This window comes from Polyangium spumosum (assembly GCF_009649845.1).
Classification (GTDB): domain Bacteria; phylum Myxococcota_A; class Polyangia; order Polyangiales; family Polyangiaceae; genus Polyangium; species Polyangium spumosum.
This window is the reverse complement of record NZ_WJIE01000007.1, coordinates 68,273-80,470: the sequence shown is the minus strand read 5'-3', so window position 1 is coordinate 80,470 and position 12,198 is coordinate 68,273. Positions and strand designations below refer to the sequence as shown.

The window sequence follows — 12,198 nt, the reverse complement described above, 5'->3', positions numbered from 1 at the left end:
TGTAGCACGCCCATTTCCCCCGGAATTGCGGCTCGAATGCGGCCCGGATCCGCCCCTCGCCTGCCGACGCCACGCCTTCCTCACGGGCGTCCGCATCCTCCTCCCCACGAGCGCCCCTCGATGTGGTACGAACGAGCGAGGTGCGTCCTGCGAGACGCCTTCGTCGTGTACGCCAGCCGCGGCATTTCCAGACGTTTCGGATGTTTCCATGTGTGGTCGATACACCCTGACCAACGTCGCGCCGAACTTGCTCGGTCCCCTTTTTGGTGTCGACGACGTCCCGCTCCTCTCGCCGCGGTTCAATGTCTCGCCCACCCAGGACGTGCCCATCGTGCGTGTGCTCTCGCCTGGCGCGCCTCGCACGATCGAGCTCGCGCGCTGGGGGCTCGTCCCTTCGTGGGCGAAGGACGTCTCCATCGGCGACCGCATGATCAACGCCCGGGTCGAGACCGCCGCCGAGAAGCCCGCCTACCGTTCGAGCTTCAAGTCGAAGCGTTGCCTCGTCGTCACCGACGGCTTCTACGAGTGGAAGAAGCTGGCGAACGGGAAAAAACAACCCTGCCGCATGCACCTCCCGGACGAAAAACCCTTCGCCTTCGCCGGCCTCTGGGCCCGCTGGAAGGACGCCGAGGGCAGCACGCTCGATACCTTCACCATCCTGACGGCCGAGGCCCGCGCGGCCGTGGCGGACGTCCATGATCGGATGCCCGTCATCCTCTCCCCGGACGCCTACGGACCCTGGCTCGACCCCGACGAGCATCGGCTGGATCTCCTGCAGTCGATCGTCGACGCCCGCAGCGGAGACGATCTCGTCGTGACGCCCGTCTCCACCCGCGTCAACAACCCGCGCAACGAGGGCCCCGAGAACGTGCGCCCCCTCTTCGCACAGGATCCCGCTTGAACGCGCCGCGATCGATGTCGCCGCTCCTCACTGCGATGTCCAGCCCTCAGCGCCCCTCGCGCGGGACGGACGGGAAGCGCGCGATCTTTGCGCGACACGAGCCCGGTTCGCGCGGCATCTGCTCAATCGGGCGCCGCCCGACCGCAATCTTGCGGTGGCACGACAATTGTTTAGGTTGGTGGCGAATTCCCTGAACCCCCCGCCCCCCGGAGGAGGTCCCTCATGTCCGCATTCGCCCTCGTCGCCGAACCCGATCCAGCCCTCTCCGCCGCCCAGGTCGCGGTCGTGGATGCCCTCGGCCTCGTCCCGCTCGTCGCGCAGGACGGCGAGCGAGCCATCTGGCTCCTGCGCCGCTTCGGCACGCCGGCGCTGCTCGTCTCGGCCCTCTCGTTGCCCGTCGTCGACGGCTTCGAGGTGCTCGACTGGTTGCGCTCCCGCATCGCCGGACGTGGCGCCAAGGTGATCGTCACCTCGCCGTTCCCCGAGCTCCGCGCCTTCGCCGGCGCGCTCCACGAGCACCTCGGCATCGGCGCGATCTTGCCGCGGAACGTATCGGCCGACACGCTGCGTGTCGTCGCCGAGGCGCTGCTCGCGGGCGCCGAGATGCCGGCGCCGCTCTCGGAGGCGACGCTCTCGACCTCGCAGGTGAACTCGGTCCGCTCGATGCAGGAGGGCCCGAAGGATCCGCGCCTCGACTGGTTCGTGCGGTCGGCGGCGGAGGAGCTGCACGCGTCGGTGGTCGTGGCGCTCGTGGCCCAGGGGGAGGGCCGCGTGATCGTGTCGGCGGTGGGGATGGATGGGCGCAGGTGGCCGGTGCTCGGGGGGATCGGCCGGCACGTGCTCGGGGCGGGGGAGACGCTCGTCGTGGCGGACGCGTTCGCGCATCCGTTTTTCCAGGGCGACGTCTCGGTGATGGAGGGGCTCGTGCGGGGCTTCGCGGCGGCGCCCGTGCTCGACGCGGCCGGCCGGACGCGGGGCATGCTCTGCGTGATCGAGCCGAAGGCGCGGCTGCGCATCGGCCCCGAGGGCCTCGGCCGCCTCGCGGAGCGGGCGCGCCTCATCGGCACCGCGATCCCCAGCGTCGAGCCTGGCGTGGGCCGCCTCCTCCGCGCGAGCCGCCGCCGGATCATCGAGGCCCTGCCGGACAGCGCCCCCATCAGCAGCCCGCGGTAGCCCCGCCCCTCGAACGACCGAGCGGTTCGCGCCCCGCTCGGCCGAAGCTAGCGTTCCATCTTGGATTCCGGTATCAGTGGCACATGCCCCCGGCAGGCCATCCGCGAGCTAGCTCCAGTACGGAAGAACACTTCCGTTGGAGCCGGGGGGAGCTGCGCATCAAGGTCACCGACGACGTCGTTTACGAGCAGGTCACGGGTTACCTCGAGAAAGAGGTCGTCGGAAAGATCACGCACCCCGTCGACAAACTGATCGGCCATGGCGCGCGGCCGATCATCTTCAACGACTGGTGGGAGCTCAGCGGCTACGACTCCGACGCGCGCCTCAAGCTGACGGATTGGATCTTCTGGATCCGCGGCAAGATCGTGGGCAGCCACATCCTCGTGCGCTCGAAGATCGTCAGCATGGGCGTCTCGATCGCGAACCTCGCGCTCGGGGGCATGCTCACGGTCTACACCGATCGCCAGGAGTTCACGCTCGCCTACCACCGCGCCTTGCGGCACAGCTTGAAGCCGCCCCACGCGTCGCCCTCCTCGACCTCCACGCTCGCGCCCTCGTCCACCGCGACCCCGCCGCCCTCGCAGGCCGCGCCGATCTCGAGCCCCCACGCGGGCTCCTCGCAGGGAGCGTCCCACGACGAGCCGGCGCGGCCCCCGCGCTCGATCCGCTGAGCCCGAGCGCGCCGCGGGGCTTTCGTCGCGTCGGCCGGGCGTGGTAGGAGTCGGGGTGGTGAAGCGGCCATGAGCACCGACATCCCCAGGCTGCATCCCGACATCCCCGAAGGCGCGGTCGTGCCACGCGTCCCCGCCTGGTATGTCGGTCGAGACGTGGCCCGCGCCCGCTTCGGCGAGGCCGTCGACTCCTTTGGCCCCTTCCTCATGCGCGGCGACCCGCCCGCCGACGAGCTCGTCGCGGTCTTGAACGACCTCCGCCCCGCGCAGGCGAACCGCATGCTCGCGCAGGCCCTCGACGAGGGCATCGCGGCCGTGCGCCGTCCGCCGCGCGCGTTCGTGCAGTTCTTCCGGCAGATCGACGAGATCCCCCTCTGGCTCGACTGGGACAAACTCGACCGTGGCGGCCGGGCCGTGTTACGCACGGGCCCGCTCGGCGCGGTCGTCCTCGCCTGTTATTCGCTCCCGCTCTCGTATGCCTCGCCGGATGGCAGCAAGCCCCTCACGGCTTCGGGTCGCCTCGTCCAGCGCGCCTCCCGCAGGCTCACCGAGACCGCGCGTTTCCTCGTGGAGACCTGCCGCCCGGGGGGCCTGCGTCGTGGCGCTGAGGGCTTCAAGATCACGATCCGCGTCCGGCTCATGCACGCCCAGGTGCGCAGGCTCTTGCTCCAGCGCAAGTCCTGGCCCTTCGAGCGCTGGGGCATGCCCGTGAACCAGGCGTACATGGCCGGGACGAACGTGCTCTTCTCGTCCGTGCTCATCGAGGGCCTCGCCAAGCTCGGCTTCGCGTTCCTCCCGGAGGAGCGTGACGACATCGTGCAGCTCTGGCGTTACGGCGGCCTGCTCAGCGGGGTCGACTCGAAGATCTGCGCGGCGACGGAGGCCGAGGGGTTGCGCCTCATCCGGCTCATCCACGCGGTGATGGATCCGCCGGACGACGACTCGCGCGCGCTCGTCAAGGCGCTCATGGAGGCGCCGCTCGAGCTCGCGAAGACCCCGGCGCAGCGGGTGGTGGCGCAGCGGCTCGTGGACCTGCTCTTTGGACTGTCGCGGCACCTCGTGGGTGAAGAGCTCGCCGACGCGCTCGCGTATCCGCGCACGCCGTGGCGCCACGTCGCGCCGCTGCTCCGGGCGATGAACCTGGCGATGGGCGGCGCCTCGCGCCACGTGCCCGAGAGCCGCGACGCGCTCTATCGGTTCGGGCTCGAGGCGTGGGAGAGGGTCATCGAGAACGGCCTCGCCGGCATCCCGGCGGCGTTCGATTTCCGCAAGGCGACGGTGGGGGATCAGGGAGGTCCGACGCATGCTCCGTGACAAGCTGAGTTTTCTTGGGGACCAGGACATCGACCTCCTGCTCCGCTCGAGCCAGAGGCGGCACGTCGTGCGCGGCGAGATCGTCGTCCGTGAGGGCCAGAGCCCCGAGGCCATCTTCCTCGTGCAAGAGGGCTTCATCTCGGTGCGCGCGGGCGGCGTGACCGTCGGCTACTTCGGCCCGGGCCAGGTCCTCGGCGAGATCGGCTTCCTCGAGCGGCGCAGCGCGAGCGCCACCGTCGTCGCCGAGGGGGACGCCGTCCTCAACCGCATCGACAACGCCGACCTCGAGGCCTTGCTCAGCGCGCACCCCGACCTCGCGGCGCGCTTCTACCGCTCGCTCGCGGTGAGTTTGTCCCGCCGCGTGCGCGCCCTCTCCGGCAGCCTGACCAAGCTCCGCGGCCAGCGCTCGCACAAGGCGCGTTATGGCCAGCTCTCGGCGCGGCACGTCCCTTCGAGCCTCATCGACGGCCTCGCGGGCGTCTCGCGGGAGGTCACGCGTATCGAGGAGTCGCTCGCGCAGCGCCGGACCACGCCGGACGCGGCGGCGCGCGTGGTCGCGTCCTCGTGTGATCGTGTGGTCTCGCTGCTCGAGGAGCACACGACGGAGAAGGCGCTGCTCGCGATCAGCGTCGACGACCTCCTCACCTTCCGGGACATCAGCCGCTTGCGTGAGGGCGTGGGCAGCTTCGTGTTCCGCAACTGCTTCTCGCTCCTCATGTCGAGCGCGACGATCGCGCGCATCTACGACAAACCTTGTGGTGTGGCCGAGGACGACGAGACGCGCCGCGCGATCGCCGACGCGGACGCCGAGGGGGACGGCCTCATTGGCCCGCTCGTTGATCGGTGGTTCCTCGATCGGCCTGTCTGCCAGGCGCGGCGCGAGGGTCGCCGGGTGATGGTGGCCGAGATCGTGCGTCGGGCGGGCGAGTTTGGCGAGGGCGGCAAGTTCCTCGTGACGAGCATCGGGAGCGGCGGGGGCGACGAGCTTCTCGACGCGATGGACGAGGCGGGCGAGGGGGTCCTCGCGGCGACGTGTATCGACCCGGATCCGGACGCGCTCCGCCGTGGCAACCACCAGGCCTCGGAGGCGGGGCACGCCGCGTCGATGACCTTCCTCTGCGCCGAGCCATTGAGCCTCTCGGGTTCGGGCTCGGAGATCTTCCTCGCGCCGCAGCACCTCGTGTATGCGTTCAGCTTCTTCGACTACCTCTCGGACGACGACGCGGTCGCGCTGCTCGACTGGATCTGGGGGCGCCTCGCGCCGGGCGGGGCGGCGGTGTGGGCTTCGCTCTCGCCGGACCTCACGGACTTGCCGATGATGGAGCACCTGCTCGAGTGGAGCATCGTGCCGCGGGATCCGCCTGCGATCCGCGCGCTCGTCATGCGGACGCGGTTTGGCCGGGCGGTGGACGTGAAGCCGGTGAGCGGCGCATCGCTGCACGTGGTGACGTGCACGCGGGAGGAGGCTGCGTCGACATGACGATCGTCCCTTCGAGCCGAGTGGGGCCGAAGGAGGTCTTCCGCAACCCGTACATGGTGCTGCGGCACGACGTGACGCGGAAGCTCGTGATCGCGACGCGTACGAGCGAGCCTTATCCGAGCATCGACGCGATGCGGGAGACGTTCGTCGAGATGGAGAGCGCGCTCGGGTACGTCTCGCGTCCGCGGACGATGATCCTCATCGACGCGCGCCCGGCGCCGCCGCGGAACGACCCCGAGTTCGAGGCGGAGTTCGGTCGATTGCGGAAGCACTTCTTGCGAGAGTTCCAGAAGATCGCGACGCTGGTGCAGACGGCGGTGGGGATCCTGCAGGTGACGCGTCAGGTGCGCACGGACGAGCGTGCGATGGGGGTGTTCACGGACCCGAGCGAGGCGCTGGCGTACCTGGGGGTGACGATGGAGCCGGAGCGGATCGAGGTGCGGACGTAGGGGTTCCATCGGGCCAAACGTTTTTCTTGACCGGGCGAGCGCGGGTCTCGACGCCGAGCGGAGCGCGCTTTATGTAGACCTGGTATTCTCTGCGCTGAGCCAGGCGGTCCGACGTGCGCTGGAGGAGTCCATGACGATTCGCAACTACGAGTACCAGAGCGACTTTGCCCGCAAGTACTTCCAGCAGGGCCGGGAGGAGGGCCGGGAGGAGGGTGCGATCGAGGCGAAGGCCAAGGCGGTGCTCGACGTGCTCGAGACGCGCGGGCTCGCCGTCCCGGACGAGGTTCGCCGGCGCGTGCTGGCGACGAAGGACCTGTCCACGCTCGACCGGTGGCACCGCAGCGCCGTGCTCGTCTCGTCCGCGTCCGCGTTGTTCGACGACGTGTCCTGAAAGCCCAGCGCGAGGACGGACGGGCCTCCATGGCGCCGCCGCCGGAGCGGATCGTTCTTCAAATGTAAACCAAATCACCGTGCGTCGCCCCTTCAAGCGAGGGCGAGCAGCTCGTGGCAACGGTCGACCGCGCCATCAGGCGAGTCGGAGTCGCTCGCGGCAGCGGTCGACGACGCCATCGGGCGAGTCGGAGTCGCTCGCGGGAGCGGTCGACGGCACCATCGGGCGTGTCCGAGCAGCTCGTGGGAGCGGTCGACCGCGTCGTGCCGCGCGTCCGAGCAGCTCGTGGCAGCGGCCGACGGCGCCGCCTCGCTGGTCCGAGCAGCTCGCCGCAGGCGTCGACGGGTCTCACGGGGAGGTGAGAGTCACCTCTTGGCACGGTCCGGCGGTGGGTCCGGCACGTTGGAGGTCCGCGCCTCCATCGATGGCGGCTCGAACCTCCAATCCCCCCTCCTCGCGCGCGGCGCCCGCCGGTGCACGGCGCGAAATCGCCTTCTTTGCAGCGGGCTTTCCCTCCTCGCGCCGCCTTCGCAGAGCTGGCACGGCCGATGCTCTACCCACGCCCATGCAAACGAATAACGATGAGCTTCGCCTCCTTCGTCGTGGATTCGGCCGCTCGATGCGCACGGCCTTTCTCCCTCTCGCCGTGGCCGGCGCCCTGGCTGGCACGAGCCTCGTGGCCGAGCGCGAAGCCTCGGCGAGCTTTGTCTCCAGCGTCGCCTCGCTCTTCGTGAAGAATGCGATCGGCTGCCTGGCCTCCGGCTCGACCGACAACTTTGGCCTTTGTGTCCTCGGAGGGGAGACGAGCAGCTATTCGCTCTCGAGCTCGGACCTCGCCAACATCAAGGCCATCGTGGCGGAGGAGCTCGACGCGCATTCGCTGACCGAGCTGGCGGCGAAATCGGACGGCGTCATCAGCGACGCGTCGGAGTATTATCGCAACCAGACGCAGAGCATCAGCGCGCTCCAGCAATCCTACGACTGGGCCGAGAGCATCCACGACGACGCCGAGGACGTGATGGATGTCCTCATCGCCTACGGCCTCGACGGAGCCCAGGGCTACCGGGTCCTCGCGGCGATCCGCCACGCGATGCTGGTCGAGATGTACAACATCGAGGTCGCCAAGAATGCGCTGGGCGTGGCGGCGGGCTCCGGGGAATACCTGCTCGACGCGAGTGATCTCGCGAGCTTCCGGACGAACAGAATCGAGAGCGAGGCCGACGAAGTCGCGCTCTTCCTCGACGACTGGTCGGACGAGGTCGACAGCGCGTTCGGCTCCGTGTACCACGACTCCGACTCATCCGGGAACAAGTGCTGCAAATCGGATTGCTTCGTGTTCCTCATCGACAATGGGTTCTACAACGACGTGGATTCGAAGTGGTGTTACAGCGACCCCACGAGCTCCTCGGGGACGACCTGTCATACCTACGAGTACTGGCGCTGTACGTACCGGTCCGGCGGCAATCACAGCTCGACGAAGGACAACCAGAAGGAGGCGACCGCCCGGATCGCGCACCAGAACGTCAGGATGAACTACCGCGACGACAAGCTCGGGGAGCTCGTCTACGAGACCATCGATGCCTTCGAGAAGGCCGCGGGCGGCGACTTCGAGTATTGCGGCAATGGGACGTGCGCCCTCGGCGAGATCGACACCTGCTCCGCCGATTGCACGGAGACGGTCTCGACGACGGGCACCTTCGATCGACGGACGGGCTACACGTCCTGGAGCACCTCGGCGGCGACCACGCTGCTCAAGAACGACGCCGCGACCTTCAAATGGCAGTCCGACGGCAACCTCGTCCTCTACGCCACGAACGGCAAGGTCATCTGGGCGTCGGGCACGCACGCCAGCAATGCCGACACGCTCTCCTTCCAGAGCGACGGCAACCTGAAGATCACCTCCGGCGGCCAGTATGTCTGGAGCACCGAGACGACGACGGCGATGGGCGGGAGCAAGGCGACGGCCATGGTCCTCATCGGCGAGGTCGTGCACCTGGTCGACGCGGACGGCGTCTCGGTATGGAACAGCGAGACGGACTGGAACCGCCACAGCAACGGCTACATCACGCCCTTCGACGCCTACGAGTTTCAATACGGCGGCGGCCCGTTCTGCATCCCCGCCTTCCCGGGCGCCATGAACCTCCTGAAGAACGGCGACTACATCGGGGCTGGGTACGACTACAGGCTCACCTGGGACTTCACGGGCAACCTCGCCCTGTACAGCAGCAGCGGGAGCACCGTGTGGCAGACGAATACCGGCGGCTCGGGGAAGTATCTGTGCAACCAGGAGGACGGCAACCTCGTCATCTACGATGACGAGTACAACGCGCTCTGGTCCTCGAAGACGAACCTGGGCGTGGCCGGCGAATTGCAATTGATGCGCAACCAGCTCCGGATCACGACCGCCTCGGGCGACATCCTGTGGGCCTCGGGTGCGTGCAACAGCGACGATTGCAAATACGCGGTCAGGAACACCTCGAGCTTCAGCCTCACCAAGACCACCTCGAGCCAAACGATCCTCGAGACCGGCAAGGCCAAGCTCATCCTGAACAGCAGCGGCCGCCTGCAGATCGTCGACAAGACCACGGGCAGCACCCGCTGGCAGTCGAGCGTGACGGGCACGACGGCGTCCTTCTCGAACGGCACGCTGAAGGTCGGCAGCACGGCCATCAACTCGACCGCCGGCTCGAAGCTCTACCTGGTGGATTGTAACCTCTTCATCGGCGACAGCTCCACCAACCGGCCGGTGTATATCACCAACACGACGTGCGACTGAGCGGCGGGGAAAACCCCAAAAAGCTCAGGGGAAGGTCGTCGTCACGGGTTGACATGGCCCGGCGGAGGGGCCGATCTTCGCGCGGAGCTCTTCGCAGGCGCCGAGGCTACGCGTGCAGTGGATCAGCGCTCCGTCGGTGAAGCAGAACTGCACCTCGTCGACCGCGTCGTAATACCTCCACAGGGCCCAGCTTCCTACCAGGACCAGGGCCAGCGCCACGGCTGCGATCCACCACCCTCGGCCGCTCTTGCTCGTCGTCGTGGCTTCGACCTGCGGGACCGCGGGCGTCGGGGTGATCGCCACCTTCTTGGGCTCGGGCTTGGCCTCGAGCCGCGTGATCACCTCCCGCGCCTTTTGCAGCTCCTCCTCGACCTCTCCGCCAAAAAGAATGGTGGGATCGTCCTTCGAGCGCTCTGCCAATGCGGACGCTTCTGCCAGCAATCGCCTGGCCTGCTGGATGTCGTGGGAGCTCGCCATCGCCGCGGCCACGATCGCCATGAGCAGAGCCTGGACCGGGCGGTCGTCGACGCTGGTGGTCCGAGACGCGCCCCAGAGCTCGAGGACGTGACGCGGCGAGCGCCACACGTGACGATAGGAGGCCAGGCGCTCGAGCGCCGGCGCGCGTATCGCCTGCGCCAGCTCCTTCGCGGTTTGATACTGCACGGCCGCTGCCTGGGAATCGGCGTCGTCCCCCGTGTCTCGCACCCGCCCGAGGAGCAAGTGCGCGCGGCACGCAATCAACTTCGGCAGGCCGGGCGCCGCGAGGATCTGCTGCAGCATCGCCTCGGATTGATCGAGCTGCCCCCGCCTCCGCGCGACCTCCGCCCGCAAGAGCTCGATCTCGCCCCAGTCCTCGGGGTCCTTCTCCGCCATGGCCGCGGGCGTCCCCGCGAGCAGCGCCTCCGCCTCCGCGAGCTCGCCCGCCGACAGCATCGGACGGATCTGGCCGACGGTCAGCGTCGATATGCTCTTTCGATCCCCCTGCCGCCGCGCCTCCTCCAGCAGATCGGCCCTCGACGACGGGGCCGCCGCCTCCTCCCGCGGCTTCTCCTCCCTCTCCCGCAGCCGGAGCCTCCGCTCCACCGCCCGCACCGACCAGAAATCGGGCGCCCACTGCGCCGTCTCCAGCAAGAACTCCGCCGTCCCGCACCATAACAAGGGACAACCGATCCGCTTCGAGATCGCGTCCCGCCGCTCGTTCACCAGCCGAAACGCGAGCGACACGCCCTTCGTCGATAGATCACCCCCCGCGATCACCACGCAGACGCCGCCCTCCTCGGGCTTCGCTTCGAGCAGCCGGGTCGAGAGATACCGCCATTCCTCGTCGTCCTGCGGCGCGAACACGAGCGCCACATGCCCCTTCGATTCGAGCCACTCCGCGAGCGCGCGCGCGAGGTCCGGCCCCGGCACCTCCACCGGCAGGAGCACGAAACCCCCCGAGAGCTCGACGACGCGCAGGATCCCCGCGAATTCGTCGAGGTACGGCTCCGCCCACGAGGGCAGCGCAGCGGGAGGCTCGTGGCTCAAGCCTTCTTCCCCGCGAGCCGCTCCTGCATGATCGGCGCGCCGCGCACGAGCGGGTGCACGTCGAACCAGGGCTCGCCATTGCGGTAGGCGAGCACGAGATAAAGCTGGAGCAGGCGCCCGAAGAGGGCGACGCGCCCGTCGTCGCCCCGCGGCAATTTGTGGGTCTGGGCGATCTCGGCGAGCAGGTCGGCGTGGCTGTCCCGGATCGCCATCACATACCCCTCGGCCGTCCGGGCGATGATCTGCCGGATCGTCTCCGCGTCGACCGGGAACGTGTTCGCGCTCCAGAGCACCTCGCGCACCATCCGCAAGAGATCCCGCGTGAAGCCGCCGGACGCGGCGATCAGACGGTCGAGCGTCTCTCGACGATCCTGGCCGAAGACCACGTCCACATCGAGCCGCTTGCCCACGAGGTCCGTCAGCTTCGTATAACCCGGCGCATACGTGACGCCGTCCGGATCCGCGACCTTGACCATCGGCAAGATCTGCGCGGGGCGATGATAAAAGCTGTCGAGCTGGGTGTGCCGGAAGCGGAGCCAGAGCGGGAACGTGTAGACCACGTGGCAAGGCAATCGCAGCCGCGCCGCGTGCTCGACGAAGACCGTCTCGGCGCTCGCCTCCAGCATCTCCCGGTCCTCCTCCCGCAGCGGCGTCACCTTCTCCAGCCCGTCGACGAGGACCACGATCTGCTGCGCGTGGGTCGCGCGGCGCAGCCGGACCACGGCCTCCGCCATCGCCTCCTGCGCGTCCTGCACGAAGACCTGGAATCGTGACGCCAGGGCGTCCTCGAGCTGCTTGCGAAACGAGTGATTCCCCTTCGCCTCGAACATCAGCGTCGCCCCGAGCTGCGCGAAGCCGAGCCCCTTCAAATCGATCTGCGTCGTCTTCAGGAAATCGTAAAACCGCTTCAGATACCCCGGCTCCGCGTCGGGGTCGCGGCCCTCCGCGCGTGTCGCCGCGCGATCGAGCTCGAAGGCGAGGACACGCAACGTCTCCAGGATCGAGAGCGGCGTCGGCTCCGTGCGATAGTCCTGAAAGTCGACCATCACGACGTGGAACGGCGTGAGCTTGTTCTCCTCCAGGCGCCTCTGCAGCCGGCGCAGCTCCGTGGTCTTGCCGGAGCCCGGGAAGCCCGTGAAGAGCAGGCATACCGGCGACGTGGGCTCGTTGAACACGATGGTCCGCTCGATCTGGTCGATGCACCTCGCGCCGCTCGACCCGCGCACCGGCTGGCCCGCGTCGAAATCCACGTACCGCGGATCCCCGGGCTCCAGCGGCTGATTCGGGTCGCACTGCTTGATGAAGTGCTGAAGCCTCCGCAGATCGATCGGAGCGTCCTGCATGCAGACCCTTGTAGTCGAGTCGCCGTGCACCTGCCAACAGCCGCGTCACCGCCGACGACGCCCGGAGGTGCGCCGGGAAACCAGACGCTCCCCACCCCCGACCCTGGCAAACCCTCCGCCCTCGTCCCCCGTTTCACCCGCCCGACGCCCCCGTGGGAAACCTCTTGCCGCCC

General features: G+C 68.6%; 10 protein-coding genes. 8 read left to right on the top strand and 2 right to left on the bottom strand.

Annotated features, from left to right (window positions below):
* The first annotated feature begins 208 nt into the window (after window positions 1-208).
* The 8 genes from GF068_RS24555 (at window position 209) to GF068_RS24520 (ending at window position 9,155) form a co-directional block, all read left to right on the top strand.
* Window positions 209-901: an SOS response-associated peptidase gene (locus tag GF068_RS24555; RefSeq protein WP_153821894.1), complete on the top strand. Its 693-nt coding sequence runs from the start codon at window positions 209-211 to the stop codon at window positions 899-901.
* A gap of 222 nt (window positions 902-1,123) precedes the next feature.
* Window positions 1,124-2,074, top strand: a complete 951-nt coding sequence (locus GF068_RS24550; protein WP_153821893.1) for a response regulator — start codon at window positions 1,124-1,126, stop codon at window positions 2,072-2,074.
* An 83-nt stretch (window positions 2,075-2,157) separates the two neighbouring features.
* The gene (locus tag GF068_RS24545; RefSeq protein WP_153821892.1) at window positions 2,158-2,745 is read left to right on the top strand and encodes a hypothetical protein; all 588 of its coding nucleotides are present in this window, start codon (window positions 2,158-2,160) and stop codon (window positions 2,743-2,745) included.
* A 69-nt stretch (window positions 2,746-2,814) separates the two neighbouring features.
* Window positions 2,815-4,059 carry an oxygenase MpaB family protein gene (locus GF068_RS24540; RefSeq protein WP_153821891.1) on the top strand — a complete coding sequence of 415 codons (1,245 nt, stop codon included), beginning with the start codon at window positions 2,815-2,817 and terminating at the stop codon, window positions 4,057-4,059.
* Window positions 4,049-5,539: a cyclic nucleotide-binding domain-containing protein gene (locus GF068_RS24535; protein ID WP_153821890.1), complete on the top strand. Its 1,491-nt coding sequence runs from the start codon at window positions 4,049-4,051 to the stop codon at window positions 5,537-5,539. The genes GF068_RS24540 and GF068_RS24535 overlap by 11 nt, the downstream gene beginning before the upstream one ends.
* Window positions 5,536-5,988 (top strand): hypothetical protein, encoded by a 453-nt coding sequence (locus tag GF068_RS24530; protein ID WP_153821889.1) that lies wholly within the window; start codon window positions 5,536-5,538, stop codon window positions 5,986-5,988. The genes GF068_RS24535 and GF068_RS24530 overlap by 4 nt, the downstream gene beginning before the upstream one ends.
* 130 nt (window positions 5,989-6,118) lie before the next feature.
* Entirely contained in the window at window positions 6,119-6,379 is a 261-nt protein-coding gene (locus GF068_RS24525; RefSeq protein WP_153821888.1) for a hypothetical protein, read from the top strand.
* 565 nt (window positions 6,380-6,944) lie between these two features.
* Window positions 6,945-9,155: a hypothetical protein gene (locus GF068_RS24520; RefSeq protein WP_170319648.1), complete on the top strand. Its 2,211-nt coding sequence runs from the start codon at window positions 6,945-6,947 to the stop codon at window positions 9,153-9,155.
* Between the two features lie 24 nt (window positions 9,156-9,179).
* Here the strand turns inward: GF068_RS24520 and GF068_RS24515 are convergent, their stop codons facing one another.
* Window positions 9,180-10,682, bottom strand: coding sequence for a hypothetical protein (locus GF068_RS24515; RefSeq protein WP_153821886.1), 1,503 nt, complete (start codon window positions 10,680-10,682; stop codon window positions 9,180-9,182).
* Entirely contained in the window at window positions 10,679-12,025 is a 1,347-nt protein-coding gene (locus tag GF068_RS24510; protein WP_153821885.1) for a P-loop NTPase fold protein, read from the bottom strand. Before GF068_RS24510 ends, GF068_RS24515 begins: the two co-directional genes overlap by 4 nt.
* Window positions 12,026-12,198: the final 173 nt, after the last annotated feature.